We start from the raw sequence: 21,201 nt of genomic DNA, 5'->3' as shown, positions 1-21,201 counted from the left end.
ATGTTTGATTTAGATTCTATCGTTGATAATGAAGAAACCAGCAGTGCGCTGGAAGATGTGGTAATGGGGCTGATTATCAATGCAGGCCAGGCTCGCAGCCTCGCTTACAAAGCACTTCAATCGGCTAAAACCGGTGATTTTACTCTGGCCGAGGAATTGATGGCCCAGTCCCGCAAGGCATTGAATGCAGCACATTTGGTACAAACTCAACTGATTGAAGAAGATCAGGGCGAAGGAAAAACCAAAGTCACTTTGGTATTGGTGCATGCTCAGGATCATCTAATGAATGCAATGTTAGCCAGAGAATTGATCACCGAACTGATTGAGTTGCACCAAAAGCTAGGTTGATCCAGATAACATTGAGCTTATGGCTCAGATTCGTCGGTTATTTTGAATACTAAAGTGATGGTGAATAAGATGGAAGTCAGGCTAGTACGTAAAAAAGATTTTTTTGACGACAAAGAATTCCATTTGTTTATTTACAACAAAACAGAAAGTGCCACTGGTTTACATCGGCATGATTACTATGAATACACGCTGATTCTGACTGGTATGTGCTATCAGGAGGTCAACGGCAAGCGCGTATTTTTAGAACGCGGAGACTTTGTTTTTATTCCGATTGGCTCCCATCACCAAAGTTTCTACGAATTTGGCGCGACGCGTATTCTCAACGTCTGCGTCAGCAAAGCGTTCTTTGAAAAACACTATGGCCATTTACTGTTGCGCACTATCGTCGCTTCACAGGCGTATCGTCTGAAAGGGGATTTTCTTTCCTATATCGAGTCGGCTATTTCCGCAGCCCATGTTCAAGACGATGAACTGACGGAGCTATTGGAATTACTGACATTTTATGTGACTAACCGTATTTGCCATTATAAAGAAACCGCCCCCAACGATGATATTCCTCTCTGGCTGAAAACCACCGTGGATAAAATGCATGATAAATCGCAATTTAGTGAGAAAGCCTTGGCCAATATGGTAGCGCTTTCCGGTAAAACGCAGGAATATCTCACCAGAGCGACGCAGCGTTTTTATCAAAAAACTCCGATGCAAATTATCAATGAAATCCGCATCAATTTTGCTAAAACTCAGCTTGAGGTGACGAATTATCTGGTTTCAGATATTGCATTTGAGGCGGGTTACAGTGATAGCACTTTATTTATCAAAAATTTCAAGAAACTGACGTCTTTTACTCCGGGCAACTACCGCAAGAAATTCTACGGCGTTACCGAGCGATTATCCCATTAGTTTTCCGCTCATTTCGCCACAGCGGAATACATTAACAAGGTACGATTAATGGATAAGTTACTGATTGTGAATGCGGATGATTTTGGTCTATGCAAAGGTCAGAATTACGGCATTATTGAAGCCTTCCGACACGGTGTGGTTTCATCAACCACCGCAATGGTGAATGGCGCGGACATTGATCACGCGGCGGAACTCAGCCAGCAAAATCCGGGGTTACCCGTGGGATTGCACTTTGTGCTGACCTATGGACAACCGCTCAGCGCCGTGCCGTCATTGGTTGATGAAAAGGGTAATTTGAGCCAGCTATTATGGCAATATGCGGAGGCAGGAACACTGAATTCGGATGATGTAATAAGAGAGTTGCGTCACCAATTCGAGAAGTTTATTGCTGTTTTTGGTCATGCGCCCAGCCATATTGACAGCCATCATCACGTCCATATGTTACCGCAAATTTATCCAATAGTGGCGGCCTTTGCCCAAGAGAAGTCACTGCCGATACGCCTTGACCGCAATGAAGCCCGGCTCCGGGGTATCCTTCCGGATCATTCACGCAGCACTCAGTGTTTCGACGCCGGTTTTTATGGCGAGCAGATCTCGGAACAATCGTTTTTACAGTTACTGGAACAGGCTGATTTAATCGGCGTAAGTTCACTTGAAATTATGTGTCATCCGGCTTTTATCGATAACAGACTTATGACCAGTGGATATTGTTACCCACGACTGACCGAATTGGACATTTTGACCTCTCCAACGCTAAAGCCAGCCATCGAACAGCACGGCTATCGTCTGGGATCTTTTATTGATTGCTGAGGTTAACCTGATCAACCATGCCGCTTAAAAACCGAATAAAGAAGGTTAATGGTTCATGCTTGCCGCAGTGAAAGCCAGCAGTTCGCAGAACGTAAAGATACCGTTAATACGTGCTTATAGACTCGATATCGCGCTAGAGGAGTAATGAGGCTGACGCTATGATGGGGAAATCAGGCGTGACTGGTTTTATTCAGTAACTTATGACTGCCACTTTTTTCCATTTTAATGATATGGCTGGCATTGGTGGTAGAGTCTTCATAACTTTTCCGTAGTTCTTCCAAGTCATTGCTAGTCGGAACATAGAGGCTACTGGAGCTGGGATATAAAGAAAACGCGTGAGAATTGGTCAACATACCGGAGTCAGTGCCGCTAACAATCACGCAAAGTAGGAATAATATTAGTGGTCTGGATAAGTTTAACATTGGAATACCTTATTTAATTTTCCGAACGTCAGATCTAGAACATATTCTTTAATGACTGTAGTTACGAAAATCAACGTAAAGTTATTTAAAGTCGGCGAAATGTCTTCATCTGACAGCGAAAAACCATCACTCTTGGTAAGAGAGTTCCTGTTCTGTTGTAAATCCAACCTGGCAGAATAATAGGGTGGCTGAGCTGCCTGGAAGATCACCTTTCCAGCAAAAAAGACCGGTTGTTGGCAATATTTTTCAGCATTTTCGATGGGTTACAGTATGTTAATCACAACCATCAGAATGAAAATCCATCCTTTCACTCGTGACGTCAGCGTAGGTGGCGCAGTGTCAGCCGCTAAACTGTCAATCCATTCCTGATAAACATTCAGCATACAATTAGGTTTGAGCCAATTCTTGTTTCGGAACGTCCCAAGAGATTTTTCGTATCAGAATTTTCTTTCTGCTATCCCTGTTCTGTTAAGGCTTGGCTAACATATTTATTTTAATGAATTTTTATTGTCGATGAACTTCACCGCAAAGCAGCACGACATTTGGACGGCGTTGATGAATTTTAGCAGCAACGGCTAGACATTCCTGCCGTGTAGGATATATCTCTTCGGACACCGGAAGAGCGTCACAAGCATCAATTCCGCATGTGCTGACCAGTAGAACAAACCCTATAAGCATACATTCTCCTTAGAGCCTATCCCATTAGGGCTATTTTATTTGCCATTTGAACAGAGTAGTGCTCATCCCTCACATACTACGTGTAAGCTCCGGCTCTTCCGCGCTATCCGTGTTCAAACTGACTGCAACAATTACGCCTACTGGGATCGGCTATCGGTATTCGAAGTATAGCGCGCTTATTTATCGAGTATAGAGGATTGTTGTGGCCTGGCGCTCGCTTTTGAGAATAATAAATAGCTGTAGTAGCAGCGGTAGGGTCACTCCTCTTTGATCGAGTGGCATAGACTATCTTTGAATGAATTATCATGATAATACCCGCTGGGTACAAAAATGGCTCGGGCGGATTATGGTATATTTATTAAGTACTAACCTCAGCGTCACGGGTATTATTCAAATTTTATAGAAAATACCACTGATTATTTTAATGACTAAACGCCAATCGGGTAAAAGCGAAAATAATCTATTAGCCATTTTTCACTATATTATCTCGAATGAGTGAAAGAATTTCACTGTAAGGGTCACACGAGAAAACATACAGCGGATATATTTATGTCTAAACAGCTAGACGTCCAAGTGGGTATTTAATTATTTTTAAAAATAGGGCTTGCTTAAAAGGTAAGGCTATGAGTAAATAGCGTTATCGGTTTGGAACACAGACCTTATGAAAGCAGTTTTAGTAAAGCAGTTCACAGTATTAGCGTTATCCTCACTAGATATCTCTTCACCGCGAAACTCCTTCTTTAGTGCCCCATAAGAAACAACTGAATAACAAGCCTCTTTTGCCTTATGGCAGCGACAAAAAATAAATGAAGGAAGTATCAATGTCTAATAAAATGACTGGTTTAGTAAAATGGTTTGATGCGGGTAAAGGTTTTGGCTTTATTACCCCAACTGATGGTAGCAAAGATGTGTTTGTGCATTTTTCTGCAATTCAGAGCAACGATTTTAAAACCCTGGACGAAGGCCAGAGCGTAGAGTTCTCGATTGAGAATGGCGCTAAAGGTCCTTCAGCCGCCAATGTTGTTGCTGTTTAAATAACGCAATAACGGAGAGAAAGGTTCCGATAGCGATGACGGGTTTCCCTGAGCAGTGAATATTTCTCTCCCGTAAAATAGTGTTAACGGTTTACCGTAAAAGTTATGTCAGCAGTGTGAGTAAAGCAGTTCTCCGAACAAGTGTTATCAAGTGATACCTTCTCCGTGAATGCCCTTCCAACGCGCCATATAAATAAAAAAACCGACAATAAATGCCTTATGGCAGCGACAAAAAAATAAATGAAGGAAGTATCAATGTCTAATAAAATGACTGGTTTAGTAAAATGGTTTGATGCGGGTAAAGGTTTTGGCTTTATTACCCCAACTGATGGTAGCAAAGATGTGTTTGTGCATTTTTCTGCAATTCAGAGCAACGATTTTAAAACCCTGGACGAAGGCCAGAGCGTAGAGTTCTCGATTGAGAATGGCGCTAAAGGTCCTTCAGCCGCCAATGTTGTTGCTGTTTAAATAACGCAATAACGGCCGGCCGATACGGCTAATACCGATATTTCTGAGTCAATCAGCTCAGTCAAAATAAAAAACCGCCTTGAGCGGTTTTTTTATTTTGAGGTGAACCTGAATAGTTTTTATGTTTAAGCACGGAAATTTTATCGAAATAAGATTAGGGTTTAATAACTGAAACTAGTAATAACATCGGACGTTCTTTTTCTTCTGCCAATGCCGGTTGCTCTGCAATTTGCTGTGCCGTTGGCCCCCACTCTTCAAGCCGGGTTAATCTAAACCCAGCTTCGATCAACAGATTAATATAGGTTGCCAGAGTCCGGTGCTGCTTAATAACACCATCAGCCAACCAATTGGTAATGCGGTCACCTTCATCCTGATAACGATTAACCGGCCACGACTTCTGACCTTTACTATCAGTCAGCCAACCTTGCTTATTCGGAGCGGTGAAAATAGGGTGTTCTACGGAGAAAATAAATTTTCCGCCGGGCTTAAGCGAGCGATAAATGACATTGAATAAATCACTCAAATTAACGAGATAGTGCAACGCTAATGAACTGTAGGCCAGGTCATGGCTATTTTCTGGTAACTGAAGTTGTTCAAGATCTTGTCGTCGATAGGTTATTTTATCATCACGGGTCATTTCATGGGCTTTGGCCAGCATTTTTTCTGAAACATCAAGACCCAATATATTGCTAGCACCTTGTTCTCGGGCATAACGGCAAAACCAGCCATATCCACAGCCTAAATCAACCACCTGCATGCCGCACATATCCGGTAACATATTGGCTATTGAACTCCACTCGGGCGCACCGTTCAGCCCCTGAATTGAGCGATTTAACTGTGCATAACCGGCGAAAAATACCGGATTATCATAGATATTTTGAGCCATATTTACTCCAAAAATTAATTGAATAAAATTTATCAGGCATCCTATCACTATGCTATCGCATTATTACCGGCAGTCTAGCTGAGAAGTTATTGACGGCAGCTTTTTCAGATTGGCTCTTAACACGAGATTATCAGATTATTTAGCTGGCATTCAGATTGCGGTATTGATCTATAAAATAATAACGTTGCCGGTATGAGCCAGTATCCTTCAGCGATACGATATCGACGTGTTACCAACCAAAACGCGCACCACCATCGGTGGAGTTATCTTGTTGTCCGCGTTGTTGCACCTGTTGCATACGATGATCGATTTGGCCGCGATCATTGAGTACTGGACCTGAATTCATATGGTTACCGTGACATTTGGCAGAAGCTTTATCGTAGCATGGGGAGTGGGTGTCAGAATAACCAGCACAACCGGAAAGTAACACGCTGAAGGTCACTACGACTGCAAATTTGATATCCATTAATTCATTCCTAAGTCCATTTACGTTATTGTCCTACGCTGGGGTGAATATATCAGCAACATTAATCATTTTACTGCCAGTTTGCCGCGAATGCTATCGTGAAAACTTGAAGCATTATTTAATTGTAGGGCAAGCAAGGCAATATATTATTAATGTTATCGGATGCGGAAAAATAAAGAGAGGCGTTATGCAAGTGAGAAAGGCCAGGGTAGAGGAGGCTGAAGCACTATGGGCGTTAAGAAATGATGCACTGAGAACCGGTTGCCAGGGCGTTTATGACGCCGAAACGCTTGCGGCATGGACGCCGGATAATATGCCTTCGGGATTTCTTCCCATGATACAAATTCATCCATTTTTTGTGGTTGATGATGAATGGGGAACATTTCCGGTGGGTTCCGGTTTTCTGGATCTCACCAATCATCGGGTGGAAGCCGTATTCACTTTATCGAGCTACCAGAGAAAAGGGGTCGCGTCATTGATAATGAATGCCATAAAGCACGAAGCCATTGCACGGGGAATCAGAACCCTCAAACTTTCGTCCACACCTAATGCGGTTGCATTTTATCAACACCATGACTTTACCTTACTGAGGCAAAGCCGCTATTTTTCCCCTTTGGCCCAAAAGCATCTGGATTGTTTTTTGATGCAATGGTGTGTGGCCGAATCTGATATTGAATAATCGGGGGTGAATAAGTCTCACATTGAGGAGATTATGTATCTGCATTTTTCGATTTTGTGATCATCCAAATCATCTATTGTAAACGTAGGTGAGTGCTTGGTAGTTGCTGTGGGACAGTGCTCATTCTGGATAGCAGGTTTTGCTAGCTAGGTATAATGGTGTTTACTATTGAACGTTTTTTCAGCGTTACGACCATTTTTTTGTATTAAAGTACCACCGCATTTTTTTCAGTGGCAAGATTATCTGATTCCATCAGGAAAGACTTACGCAGAGCGTAAAACTGTATTAGTGTGATATGCCTGCAATGAGAGCATTGTATTATAATATTTCGGTCTATATTTATGTGGGCCGAATAGCTAACGTGCCGGGTTCGCCCATAAAAAAGCAGAATAATTTTGTTGCTGTGCGAATTTTAGCATGACTTTACTTATCGGTTAGTAATTGGGTTTAGAAGGAATCTGGCGTGACGAAAATACGGGTGGGTGTGATTTTTGGTGGTAAATCGGCTGAACACGAAGTGTCATTACAATCGGCAAAGAATATTGTTGATGCGATCGATACGGAAAAGTTTGAAGTCACCTTGTTAGGGATTGATAAACAAGGCCAGTGGCACGTCAATGATGCGTCCAGCTATCTTTTACACGCGGAAAACCCCGCGCTGATTGCGCTTAATCATTCCAATAAAAATGTTGCTTTAGTGCCGGGTCAACAACAGCGACAACTGATTGATGCGAACAATGCATCGGCATTGTCGCAGTTGGACGTTGTTTTCCCGATTGTGCATGGCACATTAGGTGAAGACGGATCGCTGCAAGGGCTATTGCGGATGGCGAACATGCCTTTTGTCGGTTCGGGAGTGGTTGGTTCGGCGGCTAGTATGGATAAAGATGTTACCAAACGCTTGCTCCGGGATGCCGGGTTGAATATCGCGCCTTTTATCACGCTGACCCGCGCCAATCGTGAGCAATATGGTTTTGAGCCAGTGCGAGAAAAACTGGGTTTACCGCTGTTTATCAAACCGGCCAACCAAGGTTCTTCCGTTGGTGTAAGTAAGGTGTGCAGTGCGGAGGAGTTTACCGCTGCTGTTGAACTGGCATTCAGCTTTGACCATAAAGTTCTGGTTGAGTCAGCCATTGTAGGTCGTGAAATAGAGTGTGCGGTTTTGGGTAACGATCAGCCGAAAGCCAGCCTATGCGGTGAAGTCGTGATTAGCGATGAATTTTACTCTTACGATACTAAATATATTAGTGATAGTGGCGCGCAGGTTGTTATTCCGGCGGTGCTTGATGCGCAGGTTAGCGATAGGATTCGGGCGGTTGCGGTGGAGGCTTTCCGTACGCTGGAATGCCTGGGTATGGCGCGGGTTGATGTTTTCCTAACCCCAGATAATAAAATTATTATCAATGAAATAAATACACTACCTGGTTTTACCAATATCAGTATGTATCCGAAACTGTGGCGCGCGACCGGCATTGATTCTACTGAGTTGATCACGACCTTGATCGAACTGGCGCTGGAGCGGCATCAGCAGGATCAGGCATTAAAAAGCTCGATCTCTTTGAACGGCTAACAGAAGTTGGATTCTTGTCGAAGGCTGCCTGATCGCAGCCTTTTTGCCGATGCATTTAGGCAAGGTTATTTATTCGGATAACTCGGTTAACGCGGCGTAGATAGGCAACCAAAGGGTAAGAGCTACTGTCATGTGATGGATAATTGGTTACGGTGTAACTTAATATTCAGAGCTGATGGCGTGATACTAGAAACTCCATGATCGCCATTATATATCGCCATCATGAAGTTTCTTATTTCGTCTTACAGATGTTTTTTCGCGAAGTTCATAATATCTTGTTTAAAATCGCTCAATTTTTTCTCCGGTGATTTTTTACACAGTTCGAAAACTTTAGGCGTCACTACCGTGTCGGTTTCCTGAAAATCGACATTTTTATATTGAGTGCCATCGTTCAGTACCCAGAACACTACTGGAGTAGCGCTTTTAGGGTTCAGATCGAGAAATTCCTGGCAGGTCATGTCTTTTGGCGTTGTAGATGTTGCTGGAGTCGCCGCGAATGCTGCGGTTGCGGTACATAGCAGTAATGCGGTTAATGAAACGTTACGAATGGATTTTAATAACATATCGTTTTCCTTATCATTTACGTAAAAATAACAAATGATGTGATCAAGCTGTTATTCAACATCTGGTCTTCAAGCATGGACCAAGAATTGGAATAATTCCAGCAATTAAATTTTCCGATTGTTTTTATATCTCAATAAAATAATACACATTAGTTATTATACATGTTGCAATTATAATAATAAACCCATGACTATTTTTCTTTTCCTCCGCTATCCTCCTCAGGTTTAAATCATAAAATTAACATAGCATTGTATTCTAATAAATGCGATTAGCATTTAAATACCCGTGTAATCATAATTTACATAAGATTGAGTTTGCATTAAGAATGTAATATTTTGAAACTTATCTAGCGGTATTAATGAACGATGTGCAGGGTTGATGTTAATTGACTGAGGGTTTAATGCTTGGTTTTTTTTGGATACATAGGGAAGAGTTATGCATAAAACAATCATATATATTAATTTATTTATTATGCTATGTGCGGCTAAAAATGCGCTGGCGGATGTTAAAAATAACGAGTTATCAAGAGGATATAAAGAAGAGATGCCGGGGTCTATTGAGTATACTCCTATAGAAGACACGCCCCCAGCGGTCTCGCTGTATAATATAGGGAGCGGTACTTTACTGTATAGCTATGAGTATGAACCTAATGAATATCTCTCGGCAGATTACGCGTATAGCCTGAATGCTAGCTGGAATAAAAATGCAAATTGGAAAACCATATATAATGAAAATGGCACTTTGTCGTTAAAGAATGAGTATTCCGGTCTGTGTCTGCAAAATTATTTTCGTGGATATCAAGTTATTGAGAATCACTGCGATTATGCTTTATCTTCACAGCAGATCAATATGGAGTTAGTTGATACGGGCGCAATATTATTACGTTTTAATAGCAATAGTGACTGTCTTTATATTTATCCAGGTGTACGTCACTATTATGCATATAGTGACGTATGTAAAGGCAATGATTTTTATTATTACTGGACCATCGTTCCACCACTAAAAAAATGATAGTTATGGCTGGAGGTGAGAATGAAGAAATATGTAATCAGGATGCTTATAGCCGGAGTGATTGGTTATGGTGCCAGAGCCGATGCTGTTGTCACGGATTACAAACTGTCAACCTGGAATATTCAGGGCGCATACAGCGGTGCAGGCAGTAATTCTAAATGGGTTACTGGTATTAAGTGTATGTTTTTGCTTGAAGGGATACAAATTGTGGCGATCCAGGAGGCGGGAGCCAGGCCGCCTTCGGCACAGCCTACCGCTGTTCCAGGAACCGCCGGTGGCGTTCCGCTACAGCGCCTCTCTGGCGGGCAGCATTCATCAACCAATCCACAGCGTCGAGGTGTGATTTCTGATATTGAAGAATCCATCTGGCGGCCGGGAGGCGAGCGTGGGGGGCAGATTTATATCTATCATTTAAATAATGATATTCGCGTTCATCGGCTCAATATCGCCATTGCGTCGCGCATTAGAGCCGATGAGATCATTATTGTTCCGCCGATGGAGGCGGGGGCGAATGTCCGACCAACATTAGGCATCCGAATTAACAATGACTACTTCTTTAACTTGCATGCCGGGGCGCATCCCCATAACGAAGCTTCGCAGATTGTCCGTTTTATCGACAGTTTTATGACTAATGATGTGTTGCCACAAAGACCTGAGGCCAGTTGGGTTATTATGGGAGATTTTAATCAATCGCCGGATAGCCTGCGAGCCTCGTTATCTTCCCCCAGTGCGGGTTTGACCAATCACTATAACGTGGTCGGTCCAGTGATGCGGACACACGAAAGCGGCCATGCATTGGATTATGCCGTGTTTGGCGTACCTCACGGCATTGCCCGATTATCTGCGGCACCACCGGTTTCTGCCATGATGACTCATATATCTGATCATGTTGCTGTTAGATTTACCGTTCATAAATGATTAATAGTTTTGATGTATTGTTGCTGGGGTAGTCCATTATAATGATTTTTTGGGATCGTTGACTTACGTCATAAAAGAAAAGCAAATGATATGATATATCGTTATCTAAACCCAGTGTATAGGCGCTTTTCCGAGGAATTCTTGACATCGTGCTACGGGATTATGCTGATGTAGAGGATGATTAAGAATTGGCTGTAAAGCATGATTTGGTTGATAAAACTCCAAGGTTACACAACTATTTATCTGGACTATTTTTTTGATTATTACCAGTTATAAATTCTAAACGGTCTGCTTTTGTGATGATGCGCTCAGTAGCAGATTTAGAGTTAAGCATCTGTAAATAAATGTTTGGCTATGTTATCATTTGCTCCTCATTACATTAATTTTTTTAATGCAATGGGGTTTTTGGTTAATCAATTTATATATTCAATAATAAGTGAGTTTGATTTATGGGGTTACGTTATTTTTACCTGAATAGCCTGCGATTTTTCGCAAGGAAGACGGTTGGCTCCCGTTGTAAAAGTGACCAGCCTTGTAAAAAAGACACATTACTTAATCTGCAATTAGAATCATTTTTGAGTGCAGAAACGCAAGTGGCGATTATTACCACCGATCTGGAAAACCGTATCCGTACTTTTAACATTGGCGCGGAAAGAATGTTTGGTATCGACAAGCAGGAAGTGCTGGGGCATCAGATCACGGATGTGATCTCCGTGGATTCAGATCGTGGTGAGCAAGCTAGTGTTTCAGGTCGGGAAAATGCCCAACCTGAAGCCAGTGAGTGGCTTTATCAGCGTAAGAATGGCGAATCATTTTGGGGGACGCTGAGTCTCCATGTCATTAATGACGATCAGGGAAAGCCTATCGGTTATATCAATCTTATCTCTGATATTTCGGAGCGTAAGGAATTACTGATAAAACTCGAAAATAGCCAAAAATTGATGAATCGTTTGACGCGCAATATTCCGGCAATGATTTATGCCTACTATTTAAGTGCGGAAGGTGATTCATATTTTAAATATTGTAGTGACGGTATCAAAAAAATATTCGGTCTTTCACCGCAAGAGGTTATCAATATACCCAAGCATGAAAATCCGATCTTTTCGCTGATTCACCCAGCGGATAGGGTTATGCTGCGCCAGCAGTTAGAGATTTCTCAGCGAGATTTATCCGTATGGAGCTGCGATTTCCGGGTAACGTTACCGCAGAAAGGTATGCGTTGGCTGCATGGGGAATCTTTTCCAACCCAAAGTGCTAACGGTATCACCGTATGGTACGGTTCTTTTTTTGATATTACCGAATTAAAACAGTCAGAATCTATTCTGAAAGCACTGGCCCAGACCGATGTGCTTACGGGCGTGGCAAATCGCCGCCATTTCGACGAGATCTACCGCCAGACTTGGCAAATGAGCCAGTCTTCGGGGGAATCTCTTTCCGTACTCATGATTGATTTTGATAATTTTAAAAGTTTCAATGACCTCTATGGTCATGGCCGTGGTGATATCTGTCTGAAACTGGTGGTTGAAACCTTATCGTCAGCGATTAGAGAGAATACCGATGTACTCGCTCGCTATGGTGGCGAAGAGTTTATCGTGCTGCTGTCACCGTGTAATAGCGAGGAAGCCTGGTTGGTGGCTGAACGAATGAGATACTCGATTGAAAAGCTCGATATTCCTCATGCGGTATCGCCGAAAGGTAAGGTTACAATCAGTATTGGCGTGGCGACCATCGTTCCAACCCTCGGTGGGCTAACACCCGCCGAGGTTTCAGATTGCGCGGATAAAGCGTTGTATCGAGCTAAGATAGCAGGGAAAAACCGTGTCGAAGCGATCCTGCTGTAAATACGCAGAGAAGGTGAAGAGAAGCAAAAGAGTAGGGTAGAGCAGGGAGATAAATGCTCTACCCATACACTTAATCGGGATTCTGAATCGAGCGCAGACGCTCTTCCTCTTCGGCAATAACGGCTTTGATTTCATCCAGCACCGACTCGACATCGGCGGCATGGGCACTTTCTTCAAAGTGACCGGTTAATTGCGTATCAGGGCGTAGTTTACCATCCTCATATAATGCCCACATTTCTTTGGCATACTTACGGCCCAACAATTCTGGCGCATATTGGCCGTAATAGCTGGTCATATTGCCGACATCACGTTCCAGCATTGATTTTGCATGATTATTGGCCGCGGCATTCACTACCTGCGGTAAATCGATAATCACTGGCCCGTTGGCATCCATCAGAACATTAAATTCGGAAAGATCGCCATGCACCAATCCGGCACACAACATTCGTACCACATACTGAATGACCAGTCCGTGGTCGTGCACAGCCTGTTCAGGCGATAGCGGGACGTCACTTAGCCGTGGTGCAGCCAGCCCGTCTTCATCGGTAACCAGTTCCATCAGCAGCACGCCATCCAGGCAGGCATAGGGTTGAGGAACCCGAACACCGGCATTGGCCAACAGATACAGAGCATCCACCTCAGCGGTTTGCCAGGTATCTTCCTGCTGCTTACGGCCAAATTTAGAGCCTTTAGCCATGGCGCGGGCATCGCGGCTGTTTCTAACTTTGCGCCCTTCCTGATATTGAACGGCTTGTTTAAAGCTGCGGTTTTCCGCTTCTTTATACACTTTGGCGCAGCGAATATCTGAACCGCAACGTACTACATAAACGTCGGCTTCTTTGCCACTCTTCAATCGGCGGATGACTTCATCAACCAAGCCGTCATCAACCAAGGGTTGGATTCGTTTTGGAATTTTCATGGCGTCCTTTTACCCTATTTAAGCCTGCGATGGAATGGCTTTGGCCGAATTTTCCTCCAGTTTACCACCCGCAATACCTGACGGGTGATTTTTAGGGGGATCAGACCGTGCTAAACTGCGCATGGTGCAAACGGGCGTAAGTGCCTTGACGGGCCAATAAATCCTGATGATTCCCTTGTTCAACAATGCCGTCCTTATCCACCACGATAATCCGATCCGCATTTTGGATCGTCGCCAGACGGTGGGCGATCACCAGCGTGGTTCGGCCATGAGACAGCTCAATAAGCGCTTGTTGAATGGCTTGTTCAGTGGCGGTATCCAGTGCTGAGGTGGCTTCATCCAAGATTAAAATTGGCGGATTTTTCAGGAAAATGCGTGCGATAGAAAGACGTTGTTTTTGCCCCCCGGAAAGTTTGACTCCGCGTTCGCCGACCAGCGTATCCAGTCCCTCCGGCAGCGTGTTAATCAACTCATCCAGTTTGGCTTGTTGCGCTGCCCGCATAATTTCGTGATCGCTGGCATCTAACTTACCGTAGGCAATATTTTCCCGAATAGTGCCACCGAACAGAAATACATCTTGCTGAACGATACCAATATTGTTGCGTAAAGATTGCTGAGTCATGTTTCTGATATCAATACCATCAATGGTAATGGTTCCAGAATCAATCTCATAAAAACGCGGCAACAACGAACAGAGGGTGGTTTTCCCCGCCCCCGATGGGCCAACAAAGGCAACGGTTTCACCGGCTCGGATATGCAAATTCAGATCGGTGAAGATTGGGCTGCTGGAGGTATAGCCAAAATTGACGTTTTGATAGCGAATATCACCCTGCAAATGACCGACCGTCTGTGCATCTGGGTTATCCTGAATATCGGGCGCAGTATCAATTAAATGCGTGAAGCGCTTAAAACCAGCAATACCTTTCGGATAGCTTTCCAGTACCGAGGTGATTTTGGCCACTGGGCGGAAGAAAACTTCGACCAACAGCAAGAAGCCAACAAACCCGCCATAACTAAGTTGTCCTTCAATGACATACCAAGTGCCAAACACCATAACAATCAACTGTACCAGGCGGGTACTGAGGTAGCTTAGAGTCATGCTGGTTGTCATAATGCGATAGGCACGTAACTTGGTGGTGCGATAGTTTTCGTTATCCTTGGCAAAAAGTTTCTTTTCGTGTGACTCATTGGCAAAGGCTTTTACCACCCGGATACCACCAATACTTTCTTCGATTCGCGCATTAAAATTGCCGACCTGACCAAATAACTTACGCCATGTATCGGTCATTTGCGAACCATAGCGGCTCACCATGTATGTCATGCACGGCACGATAACAATGGTGATCAATGCCAATGGCAAATGTACCAGTGCCATCAGAATAAATGCGCCAATGAACGTCATCACAGCAATAAACAGATCTTCCGGGCCGTGATGAGCGATTTCGCCAACCTCCTCAAGATCTTTGGTGACGTGGGTAATGATATGACCCGTCTTGGTGTTGTCGTAGTAGCGGAAGGAGAGTTTTTGCAGGTGGCTGAAAGCCTGTCGGCGCATATCGGTTTCAATCCCGACGCCTAAAGCGTGACCCCAATAGTTAACTACCGCCATGAGTGCAGTATTAAGGAGATAAATCAGTAGCAAGCCTGCGGCAGCCCACAGAATCAGTGACCAGTTTTGATCCGGCAGCAATTTATCAATAAAGGTTTTGACTGCCATTGGGAAACCCAGTTCCAGCAATCCAGCCAGAATGGCACAACCAAAATCAAGAAGGAAAAGTCCTTTATACGGGGCGTAATAAGCGAAAAAACGGCGGAGCATCAATGCTTCCCTTTAAGTCTGAGAAAGATATATGAGCCAATCGCTCATTACCAGTTCGCAGCATAATAAATTTAAATGATTATTAATAGCATCTCTTCTAGGTCATAGAGCCTAAATTGATAACTTGTGACGGCTTGATCATGCACTTAGGAGTATTACTCATATACTCAGTGAAAGGGATATCCGTCTAACGACATGACTCTTCACTGGGAGCATCATCTATGCCAACATCCGCAATTAAAAAACTCTCATTATGGTCGTTAACCTCATTGGTGGTGGGATCGATGATCGGCGCGGGTATCTTCTCCCTTCCTGCAACTTTTGGGCGCGCCACCGGTGGCTTTGGAGCCATGATCGCCTGGTTTATCGCTGGTGGCGGTATGTTAACGTTGGCCTTTGTGTTTCAGACGCTGGCTCAACGAAAACCGGAACTGGATGCCGGGGTGTATATTTATGCGCAAAAAGGCTTTGGCGACTACGCCGGTTTTGCTTCGGCTATCGGCTTTTGGGCTGGAGCCTGTATCGGTAGCGTCTCGTATTTCGTGCTGATTAAATCTACCTTGGGTGCTTTCTTCCCTATTTTGGGTGACGGTAATTCTCTTTCGGCGGTGTTGATTGCCTCGATGATTCTCTGGAGTTTTCATTTTATGGTGTTGCGGGGTGTCAAAGAGGCGGCAACCATTAATACTATTGCGACTTTCGCTAAAGTTATTCCTATCTGTATTTTTATCATCGTGTTGATTTTTGCTTTTGACAGCCATGTTTTTGTGCAGAATTTCTGGGGAACTCAGGTGCCTCAAAGTGGGGCAGATATGGCTCATTGGGATGATTATGGTTATGTCGGATATGCCGCCACAGAAATAAATTCGTCTTCTGTTTCTTTATTTACTCAGGTGCGCAGTACCATGTTAGTGACGGTATTCGTATTTGTCGGTATTGAAGGCGCGAGCGTCTACTCCCGCTATGCCAGAGAGCGAAAACACGTCGGCATCGCTACGGTTCTCGGTTTTATAGGCGTGCTGTGCTTATTGGTGCTGGTAACGATGTTATCTTACGGCGTGCTATTACGTTCGGATCTGGCGGGGTTGCGCCAGCCGTCAATGGCGGGTGTCCTGGAACATATTGTTGGCCGCTGGGGTGCAATATTTATCAGTATTGGCCTGATTATCTCGGTAATGGGTGCTTATCTTTCGTGGACACTATTGGCAGCCGAAGCGCTTTATTCCGCGGCTAAAAGCCACATTCTGCCAAAGGTATTAGCGAAGGAAAATAAACGTGGGGTGCCTTTTGCCGCCGTATGGATGTCGAATATTTTTATACAGTTTTTCTTAATTGTTACGTTGTTCACGGAATATGCCTTTCAACTGGCGTTAGAGCTAACCAGCTCATTGGTTCTGATTCCCTATTTATTGGTGGCGGCTTACGGTTTAAAGCTGGCTTGGCGTGGTGAAACCTATGAGATGGATAAAACCGATCACAAGAAAGACCTGATTATTGCTGGTATTGCAACCTTGTATGCTTTACTGATGGTCTATGCCGGAGGCTTGAAATACGTCCTATTATCGGCAGTCATTTATGGGCCGGGTACGTTATTGTTTATTCTGGCAAAAAGGGAGCAGCACATGCCTGTATTTACTGTCATCGAAAAAATGCTGTTTGCTGTAGCCATTGTTGCCGCTGCCGGCGCCATTTACGGGCTGGTTATCGGCTATATCAGCCTGTAGCTTGTTTGATGCAACTGCGTTATTTTATTTGACGGATATTTTACCGTTTTAACGCTTGGCTATTCCTGTTGGTTTAATGCTTAGAGCAAAATAGTGTTTCAATAGATTATCGTTATTAATCTATTCTGTTTGGTGGCCGATTTCGTCTATTCCAGGGCTTGATCTATAACCTAGACTACGACAGGATCTATGGGCATGAAATGGTCAGCTTGCCTTTTTTGTAATGACATGACGGATTTATCACTAAGCAGATAATGGCTGATAGTGAGTAGATTAACAGGTAATTTCTTGAAAAAAGAACCAAGCCCTATCACCGTTGATGATTATCAGTCCGGCATTGGCGACGCGCATTTTGCATTGGTTGTGTTGCTGGCAACATCAGGCATGCTGGTGGTGATAACCTTGGCGGTAATTTTATGGATTGTGTGACGGTGAGTCAGGCAAAGGAGATTGTGTGGAGAAAAATTTGTTTGATGACAATAAGGCTATAGCGCTGATTGGATTATTAACTGCGGCGTTAATTGTCGTCACCGTTATGTTTACCATGACTTATATGGCGGAGCGTCAGCGTGATAAAGCGCAGTCCATTGATATTCAGAGTTGTTATCTGCAAAATAAGTAACCCCATCATGACGCGCCAAGCCAGTGTCACGTTGGCTCTATGATTGGGGAGAGGCTGGTTTTAGTTAGGGTTTGCCTATCAGTCGTTTTTTGTTGCATAAAATCATTCTGGAAATAGTTACGCCAACTTCTGCTGTATACTGTACAGCGGCGGGACAATATTCAAATCAATGGCAGTATTCTGCCTGAAATCATATGGTGTAATGCCATAACGTTTTCTGAACATGTAGGTAAAGTGCGACTGCGAACCAAAGCCAAAGTCGAGTGCAATGTCAAAAATGGAGGTATCGCTACTTCTCAGTTGGTATACCGCACCAGCCAGCCTTCTTTCCCGGATATATTTACCCAGAGATATGCCGGTGACCTCTTTGAATATCTTCTGCATGTGCCAGAGTGAATAGCCGGAATACGCAGCCAACTCTTCCAAATGGATAACCCGACCAAGGTGAGTTTCAACCCATTTGCTGAGGGCGCAGACTAACGAGAGATGATTTTCTTGCAGCATTATTCAGTCTGTTTTGAGAATGAGAGTGATGCAGTATACACAAGTTAAATCCAACAAGACAAAACCTCCACGATGTTCCCGATTAACGCCTAGTATTAAACCAGACTCCTGACAAACCTCGAAGGGAATACAGATAGAGAGTCAAGCGACTACGCGAGGGATGGCACAAAATGAGCAACAAGGAAGTATTAATGATGTCTTGATGATCTGCCTATTTTTACCGTGGTGAGCACGGGGTCATTAATCTCATTAGACCGCTCTATTTATCAAAGGAGGTATAAAAACGGGTAATAAAAGGAGTAATGTTGATGCTAAGGGGATTCTCCCCGAGAGATTTGTCGCTTCCGGTCAACAAAAATCAAAATTGATGAGGTGATCGCATGTTAATAACAGTGATGATGACTCTGATAGCGGTAGTTGGTGTTGCTATATTTTTACGAATGCCAGTGATGATTTTGGATAAAGGCAAACATGTTGGAGGTAAGGAATTGTGATAGCAGGATTATTATTATGAATTTCGTTTCTGAACCAGGTGATTTAGTGATCTAAACCCTGGTTTTTTTATTTCTCTCTCTCTCTTTTATCTTGTCTTCCGTAGTTCCCTCTCTGGTGGTCTTTCCTGTAGGCAGTACTGATGCCGCACTCGGCACTTTTTGTTTTTATCGCGAAAGTTGACTGGTTTACCTCAAATTATCTTAATACAGATTATTCCGTTGATGGCACCCAGACCGAAGAAAAGTTGTTGGGGGCATGATATTCTTGTGCCATTGAGCTACCAATTAGGAATTGTATTGTGTCAGAACTATTAACTAATGATCAGGAACTGGTTTCGGACTTAGTTGCCTGTCAGTTGGTCATTAAGCAGATTCTTGATGTGATCGACGTTATTGCCCCAACCGAGGTTCGTGAAAAAATGTCCCATCAGCTTAGGAATATTGATTTCTCTACACATCCGGCGGGTGCGGATCCGGTTACCAAACGGGCTATTGAAAAAGCCATTGCGCTTATCGATCTGAAATTTACCCAGAGTTAAAATTAAAACCCGCACGGTGCGTGGTGCGGGTTTTATAATCGGACTATTCGACTATTGTCGTGACTTTTTTTAGGATCGGGCAATCGGTTATACCGATAAAACCGTTGTCACCGTTGATAAATTGGGCAGTCACGATATTCCTGGCAGTCAGGTATTTACATTGTAAGCCTAAACCTGCGGCATTCTTTTCGCTGCCAATAAGAACGCCATATCCTGTAAAAAGCAGCGCAAGATAGGCAATGAGAAAAATAAGTGCGAGTCTGAGAATCATAGAAGGCTCCGTAGGATGTATGGTTCTTAATCGATTACAATATTAATGATAACTTTACCTGACTGGCCTAGACCAGTTTATACAAATAATCTTAAACTGGTAGAGACCCCAGCATTTCCGTGCTGTCGGTATCCTGACTAACAGTAACAATTGCGCCTATAATGATAGGCTTTGGCCCACACGATAACAGAGAATGTTATTTTAGTTAGGCATTGTTAATGCTTGGCCAAAATAGAGTCGATGAAAATATTTTAAAGGTGCCTGATGTGAAGATTAAAAAACTTGTTGCAACGGTATTTCTGATTGCCGTTTGTTGCTTGTTTTATCTGTTGGCTTTAGACAGTTACTGCGATCAAGGTGGTTCTTTCTCTAATGGAATTTGTTCTATTACCTCCATCGTACCTTGGTAAATAAATAGGACGAAAAGCTATGGTTGTATCGCTGAAAGGGCGGTTTTCTGTTTATCGGTAGACTTTTCAGTCTCAGTTTATTTTCTGAACCCGCTAATGACCGTGGCGAGTGGTAAGATAATGTTTCAGTTTCGTATGCAATAGGGTTGTCAATGTACAATACAAGTATGGATGCAGTGGGCGTGGCCTCAATAGGTGTATCACTGCTGATGATTATTCTCTTTTTGATTGTTTGGTTCTTTGTCAGTCGGGCCAGCGTACGTGCCAATGAGCAAGTGCAGTTACTGCGTGAAATTGTCGAACAGCAAAAACAGCAAATTGAGCTGTTGAATGTATTGTTGCGTAATACTCAGGGAGACTGTCAGGGCGCCTCAGATAGTGATATGGTTGATACGCTGGATTTTAAAGGCTTCATCCCCGAACGCTGATTATTCCTCCGGCACTGTAGTGACATTAGCCACCGGTTTAATACGCTAGACTACAGTGCCAGCCCGCTATTTCAATTCTTTGCCCTCATTATACATAACCAGCTTTAATCATAAGCTTGGGTCAATTGTCATAAATATGTCTTATTCTTCTCCTAATCTAGCCAGAATACTCCGGCCTAAGGGTTAACCTAGATGATTAAATGGTATGAAGAAAGCGATGCTGAAGTGAACCGAAATATTGCGCTGCTAACCGGTGAAGATCCCGATAAATGGTATCCCTACGGTGGCGTCAAAGGCAAAGATTATTGCAAAAACCCCTCTGATGCTTGGCCGATTATTTGCGCTCACAAGATAGGCATTCATTCCCCAGATAATAATAGTGGCAACCAATGGCATGCGCGTATTACTACCTCTCAGGGCGAATGGCTGGCTCGCAGTGTCAGTCCGTTGCGGGCGGCGATGATTTGTTTTTTATTAAGTCAGGACATTGAGCGAACCGCCATGTAACAAGCTGGCAGAACCGCTGCCAATTTCGAGACAGGGCAAAGTGCGTTATCCATATTTTGGCAAGTCATCTTTCGATGGAGCTGATAATGAAACGTATCATTAAAGGGGATATGAATTTATCCCATTTGGTCATTGCACATACGGCGATTGATCATCACCAACAGTCCTATGGTGATCGTCGTCAAGGCTGGCCATCAACCTACCTTGTTCGTTATAAAAATAATCGAGTGGCCGTTGAAGTTGTAACCCGCCGTCAATCTTATGTCGCTACATTGATGATTGGTGCTCGTAACTTGAGTAAATTGTGCAATATTCCCTCTCTGTCCCTTTAAATATCCTGCTTCTAGTATTGGTGCTTATTGCCTGGAA

At 43.6% G+C, this 21,201-nt stretch carries 26 protein-coding genes; 18 read left to right on the top strand and 8 right to left on the bottom strand.

The genetic code is table 11. From position 1 onward, the window contains the following. The 3 genes from chbA to chbG are packed head-to-tail and all read left to right on the top strand — an operon-like array spanning position 1 to position 2,058. On the top strand, positions 1-348 hold the full coding sequence (gene chbA, locus DJ39_RS12755) for a PTS N,N'-diacetylchitobiose transporter subunit IIA (RefSeq protein ID WP_004721770.1): 348 nt from the start codon (positions 1-3) through the stop codon (positions 346-348). A 57-nt stretch (positions 349-405) separates the two neighbouring features. Next, positions 406-1,248, top strand: coding sequence for a transcriptional regulator ChbR (gene chbR / locus DJ39_RS12750; protein ID WP_071665670.1), 843 nt, complete (start codon positions 406-408; stop codon positions 1,246-1,248). Positions 1,249-1,296: 48 nt separating this feature from the next. Beyond that, complete coding sequence (gene chbG / locus DJ39_RS12745; protein WP_004721767.1) at positions 1,297-2,058, top strand: chitin disaccharide deacetylase; 762 nt, start codon at positions 1,297-1,299, stop codon at positions 2,056-2,058. A 170-nt stretch (positions 2,059-2,228) separates the two neighbouring features. Here the strand turns inward: chbG and DJ39_RS12740 are convergent, their stop codons facing one another. Next, positions 2,229-2,480: a hypothetical protein gene (locus DJ39_RS12740; protein WP_038240827.1), complete on the bottom strand. Its 252-nt coding sequence runs from the start codon at positions 2,478-2,480 to the stop codon at positions 2,229-2,231. Between the two features lie 1,499 nt (positions 2,481-3,979). Between DJ39_RS12740 and cspE (DJ39_RS12735) the strand changes: the two genes are divergently transcribed. Together cspE (DJ39_RS12735) and cspE (DJ39_RS12730) are read left to right on the top strand one after the other, a co-directional pair. Then, positions 3,980-4,192 carry a transcription antiterminator/RNA stability regulator CspE gene (cspE, locus tag DJ39_RS12735; protein ID WP_038240828.1) on the top strand — a complete coding sequence of 71 codons (213 nt, stop codon included), beginning with the start codon at positions 3,980-3,982 and terminating at the stop codon, positions 4,190-4,192. A 255-nt stretch (positions 4,193-4,447) separates the two neighbouring features. Further along, entirely contained in the window at positions 4,448-4,660 is a 213-nt protein-coding gene (gene cspE / locus DJ39_RS12730) for a transcription antiterminator/RNA stability regulator CspE (protein ID WP_038240828.1), read from the top strand. Between the two features lie 154 nt (positions 4,661-4,814). Here the strand turns inward: cspE (DJ39_RS12730) and DJ39_RS12725 are convergent, their stop codons facing one another. Together DJ39_RS12725 and DJ39_RS12720 are read right to left on the bottom strand one after the other, a co-directional pair. After that, positions 4,815-5,546, bottom strand: coding sequence for a class I SAM-dependent methyltransferase (locus DJ39_RS12725; RefSeq protein ID WP_004721397.1), 732 nt, complete (start codon positions 5,544-5,546; stop codon positions 4,815-4,817). A gap of 229 nt (positions 5,547-5,775) precedes the next feature. Next, positions 5,776-6,012, bottom strand: a complete 237-nt coding sequence (locus DJ39_RS12720; RefSeq protein WP_004721395.1) for a hypothetical protein — start codon at positions 6,010-6,012, stop codon at positions 5,776-5,778. A 106-nt stretch (positions 6,013-6,118) separates the two neighbouring features. Here DJ39_RS12720 and DJ39_RS12715 point away from each other — a divergent pair, with 106 nt between their 5' ends. Together DJ39_RS12715 and ddlA are read left to right on the top strand one after the other, a co-directional pair. Further along, positions 6,119-6,691, top strand: coding sequence for a GNAT family N-acetyltransferase (locus DJ39_RS12715; protein ID WP_315861760.1), 573 nt, complete (start codon positions 6,119-6,121; stop codon positions 6,689-6,691). A gap of 463 nt (positions 6,692-7,154) precedes the next feature. Further along, the gene (gene ddlA / locus DJ39_RS12710; RefSeq protein WP_038243280.1) at positions 7,155-8,261 is read left to right on the top strand and encodes a D-alanine--D-alanine ligase; all 1,107 of its coding nucleotides are present in this window, start codon (positions 7,155-7,157) and stop codon (positions 8,259-8,261) included. A 242-nt stretch (positions 8,262-8,503) separates the two neighbouring features. Here the strand turns inward: ddlA and hdeB are convergent, their stop codons facing one another. Beyond that, positions 8,504-8,824: an acid-activated periplasmic chaperone HdeB gene (hdeB, locus tag DJ39_RS12705; protein WP_004721388.1), complete on the bottom strand. Its 321-nt coding sequence runs from the start codon at positions 8,822-8,824 to the stop codon at positions 8,504-8,506. A 436-nt stretch (positions 8,825-9,260) separates the two neighbouring features. Here hdeB and DJ39_RS12700 point away from each other — a divergent pair, with 436 nt between their 5' ends. The 3 genes from DJ39_RS12700 to DJ39_RS12690 all read left to right on the top strand — a co-directional run bounded on the left by DJ39_RS12700 (position 9,261) and on the right by DJ39_RS12690 (position 12,595). Next, on the top strand, positions 9,261-9,836 hold the full coding sequence (locus DJ39_RS12700) for a hypothetical protein (RefSeq protein WP_004721386.1): 576 nt from the start codon (positions 9,261-9,263) through the stop codon (positions 9,834-9,836). A 21-nt stretch (positions 9,837-9,857) separates the two neighbouring features. Beyond that, positions 9,858-10,754: a cytolethal distending toxin subunit B family protein gene (locus tag DJ39_RS12695; protein ID WP_038243285.1), complete on the top strand. Its 897-nt coding sequence runs from the start codon at positions 9,858-9,860 to the stop codon at positions 10,752-10,754. 449 nt (positions 10,755-11,203) lie between these two features. Continuing rightward, positions 11,204-12,595: a sensor domain-containing diguanylate cyclase gene (locus DJ39_RS12690; protein WP_004721383.1), complete on the top strand. Its 1,392-nt coding sequence runs from the start codon at positions 11,204-11,206 to the stop codon at positions 12,593-12,595. Between the two features lie 70 nt (positions 12,596-12,665). Here DJ39_RS12690 and DJ39_RS12685 read toward each other — a convergent pair whose 3' ends face one another. Further along, the gene (locus tag DJ39_RS12685) at positions 12,666-13,514 is read right to left on the bottom strand and encodes a PA4780 family RIO1-like protein kinase (RefSeq protein ID WP_004721381.1); all 849 of its coding nucleotides are present in this window, start codon (positions 13,512-13,514) and stop codon (positions 12,666-12,668) included. Between the two features lie 100 nt (positions 13,515-13,614). Further along, complete coding sequence (locus DJ39_RS12680; protein ID WP_004721379.1) at positions 13,615-15,333, bottom strand: ABC transporter ATP-binding protein; 1,719 nt, start codon at positions 15,331-15,333, stop codon at positions 13,615-13,617. A gap of 221 nt (positions 15,334-15,554) precedes the next feature. On the opposite strand from DJ39_RS12680, the gene DJ39_RS12675 reads away from it, so the two are divergent. The 3 genes from DJ39_RS12675 to DJ39_RS18140 all read left to right on the top strand — a co-directional run bounded on the left by DJ39_RS12675 (position 15,555) and on the right by DJ39_RS18140 (position 17,679). Then, a complete protein-coding gene (locus DJ39_RS12675) occupies positions 15,555-17,057 on the top strand; it encodes a basic amino acid/polyamine antiporter (RefSeq protein WP_004721378.1) in 1,503 nt (500 codons plus the stop codon). Between the two features lie 288 nt (positions 17,058-17,345). Then, positions 17,346-17,486, top strand: coding sequence for a hypothetical protein (locus DJ39_RS18145; RefSeq protein WP_004721376.1), 141 nt, complete (start codon positions 17,346-17,348; stop codon positions 17,484-17,486). Positions 17,487-17,511: 25 nt separating this feature from the next. Continuing rightward, the gene (locus DJ39_RS18140; RefSeq protein WP_004721373.1) at positions 17,512-17,679 is read left to right on the top strand and encodes a hypothetical protein; all 168 of its coding nucleotides are present in this window, start codon (positions 17,512-17,514) and stop codon (positions 17,677-17,679) included. A 117-nt stretch (positions 17,680-17,796) separates the two neighbouring features. Here the strand turns inward: DJ39_RS18140 and DJ39_RS12665 are convergent, their stop codons facing one another. Continuing rightward, positions 17,797-18,183 carry a helix-turn-helix domain-containing protein gene (locus DJ39_RS12665; protein WP_004721371.1) on the bottom strand — a complete coding sequence of 129 codons (387 nt, stop codon included), beginning with the start codon at positions 18,181-18,183 and terminating at the stop codon, positions 17,797-17,799. A 793-nt stretch (positions 18,184-18,976) separates the two neighbouring features. On the opposite strand from DJ39_RS12665, the gene DJ39_RS12655 reads away from it, so the two are divergent. Then, a complete protein-coding gene (locus tag DJ39_RS12655; protein WP_004721364.1) occupies positions 18,977-19,216 on the top strand; it encodes a DUF2766 family protein in 240 nt (79 codons plus the stop codon). Positions 19,217-19,259: 43 nt separating this feature from the next. Here the strand turns inward: DJ39_RS12655 and DJ39_RS12650 are convergent, their stop codons facing one another. Then, positions 19,260-19,487 (bottom strand): YobH family protein, encoded by a 228-nt coding sequence (locus tag DJ39_RS12650; RefSeq protein WP_004721362.1) that lies wholly within the window; start codon positions 19,485-19,487, stop codon positions 19,260-19,262. 266 nt (positions 19,488-19,753) lie between these two features. On the opposite strand from DJ39_RS12650, the gene mgrB reads away from it, so the two are divergent. From mgrB to DJ39_RS12630, 4 genes are all read left to right on the top strand, one after another. Beyond that, complete coding sequence (mgrB, locus tag DJ39_RS12645; RefSeq protein WP_071665672.1) at positions 19,754-19,897, top strand: PhoP/PhoQ regulatory lipoprotein MgrB; 144 nt, start codon at positions 19,754-19,756, stop codon at positions 19,895-19,897. 152 nt (positions 19,898-20,049) lie between these two features. After that, on the top strand, positions 20,050-20,325 hold the full coding sequence (locus tag DJ39_RS12640) for a YebO family protein (RefSeq protein WP_038251434.1): 276 nt from the start codon (positions 20,050-20,052) through the stop codon (positions 20,323-20,325). A gap of 192 nt (positions 20,326-20,517) precedes the next feature. Further along, the gene (locus DJ39_RS12635; RefSeq protein WP_004721356.1) at positions 20,518-20,832 is read left to right on the top strand and encodes a phage protein NinX family protein; all 315 of its coding nucleotides are present in this window, start codon (positions 20,518-20,520) and stop codon (positions 20,830-20,832) included. A 74-nt stretch (positions 20,833-20,906) separates the two neighbouring features. Next, positions 20,907-21,164: a DUF4060 family protein gene (locus DJ39_RS12630; protein ID WP_004721354.1), complete on the top strand. Its 258-nt coding sequence runs from the start codon at positions 20,907-20,909 to the stop codon at positions 21,162-21,164. The last annotated feature ends 37 nt before the right edge of the window (positions 21,165-21,201 follow it).

This window comes from Yersinia ruckeri ATCC 29473 (assembly GCF_000754815.1).
GTDB lineage: Bacteria > Pseudomonadota > Gammaproteobacteria > Enterobacterales > Enterobacteriaceae > Yersinia > Yersinia ruckeri.
The sequence above is the reverse complement of the archived record's forward strand: the minus strand, read 5'-3'. Positions and strand labels throughout refer to the sequence as shown.

What these genes read in the sequence shown, in the direction of transcription:
- chbA (WP_004721770.1), top strand. Translation starts at nt 1, where the DNA reads ATGTTTGATTTAGATTCTATCGTTGATAATGAAGAAACCAGCAGTGCG.
- chbR (WP_071665670.1), top strand. Translation starts at nt 406, where the DNA reads ATGGTGAATAAGATGGAAGTCAGGCTAGTACGTAAAAAAGATTTTTTT.
- chbG (WP_004721767.1), top strand. Translation starts at nt 1,297, where the DNA reads ATGGATAAGTTACTGATTGTGAATGCGGATGATTTTGGTCTATGCAAA.
- DJ39_RS12740 (WP_038240827.1), bottom strand. Translation starts at nt 2,480, where the DNA reads ATGTTAAACTTATCCAGACCACTAATATTATTCCTACTTTGCGTGATT.
- cspE (WP_038240828.1), top strand. Translation starts at nt 3,980, where the DNA reads ATGTCTAATAAAATGACTGGTTTAGTAAAATGGTTTGATGCGGGTAAA.
- cspE (WP_038240828.1), top strand. Translation starts at nt 4,448, where the DNA reads ATGTCTAATAAAATGACTGGTTTAGTAAAATGGTTTGATGCGGGTAAA.
- DJ39_RS12725 (WP_004721397.1), bottom strand. Translation starts at nt 5,546, where the DNA reads ATGGCTCAAAATATCTATGATAATCCGGTATTTTTCGCCGGTTATGCA.
- DJ39_RS12720 (WP_004721395.1), bottom strand. Translation starts at nt 6,012, where the DNA reads ATGGATATCAAATTTGCAGTCGTAGTGACCTTCAGCGTGTTACTTTCC.
- hdeB (WP_004721388.1), bottom strand. Translation starts at nt 8,824, where the DNA reads ATGTTATTAAAATCCATTCGTAACGTTTCATTAACCGCATTACTGCTA.
- DJ39_RS12700 (WP_004721386.1), top strand. Translation starts at nt 9,261, where the DNA reads ATGCATAAAACAATCATATATATTAATTTATTTATTATGCTATGTGCG.
- DJ39_RS12695 (WP_038243285.1), top strand. Translation starts at nt 9,858, where the DNA reads ATGAAGAAATATGTAATCAGGATGCTTATAGCCGGAGTGATTGGTTAT.
- DJ39_RS12690 (WP_004721383.1), top strand. Translation starts at nt 11,204, where the DNA reads ATGGGGTTACGTTATTTTTACCTGAATAGCCTGCGATTTTTCGCAAGG.
- DJ39_RS12685 (WP_004721381.1), bottom strand. Translation starts at nt 13,514, where the DNA reads ATGAAAATTCCAAAACGAATCCAACCCTTGGTTGATGACGGCTTGGTT.
- DJ39_RS12680 (WP_004721379.1), bottom strand. Translation starts at nt 15,333, where the DNA reads ATGCTCCGCCGTTTTTTCGCTTATTACGCCCCGTATAAAGGACTTTTC.
- DJ39_RS12675 (WP_004721378.1), top strand. Translation starts at nt 15,555, where the DNA reads ATGCCAACATCCGCAATTAAAAAACTCTCATTATGGTCGTTAACCTCA.
- DJ39_RS12665 (WP_004721371.1), bottom strand. Translation starts at nt 18,183, where the DNA reads ATGCTGCAAGAAAATCATCTCTCGTTAGTCTGCGCCCTCAGCAAATGG.
- DJ39_RS12650 (WP_004721362.1), bottom strand. Translation starts at nt 19,487, where the DNA reads ATGATTCTCAGACTCGCACTTATTTTTCTCATTGCCTATCTTGCGCTG.
- DJ39_RS12640 (WP_038251434.1), top strand. Translation starts at nt 20,050, where the DNA reads ATGTACAATACAAGTATGGATGCAGTGGGCGTGGCCTCAATAGGTGTA.
- DJ39_RS12635 (WP_004721356.1), top strand. Translation starts at nt 20,518, where the DNA reads ATGATTAAATGGTATGAAGAAAGCGATGCTGAAGTGAACCGAAATATT.
- DJ39_RS12630 (WP_004721354.1), top strand. Translation starts at nt 20,907, where the DNA reads ATGGAGCTGATAATGAAACGTATCATTAAAGGGGATATGAATTTATCC.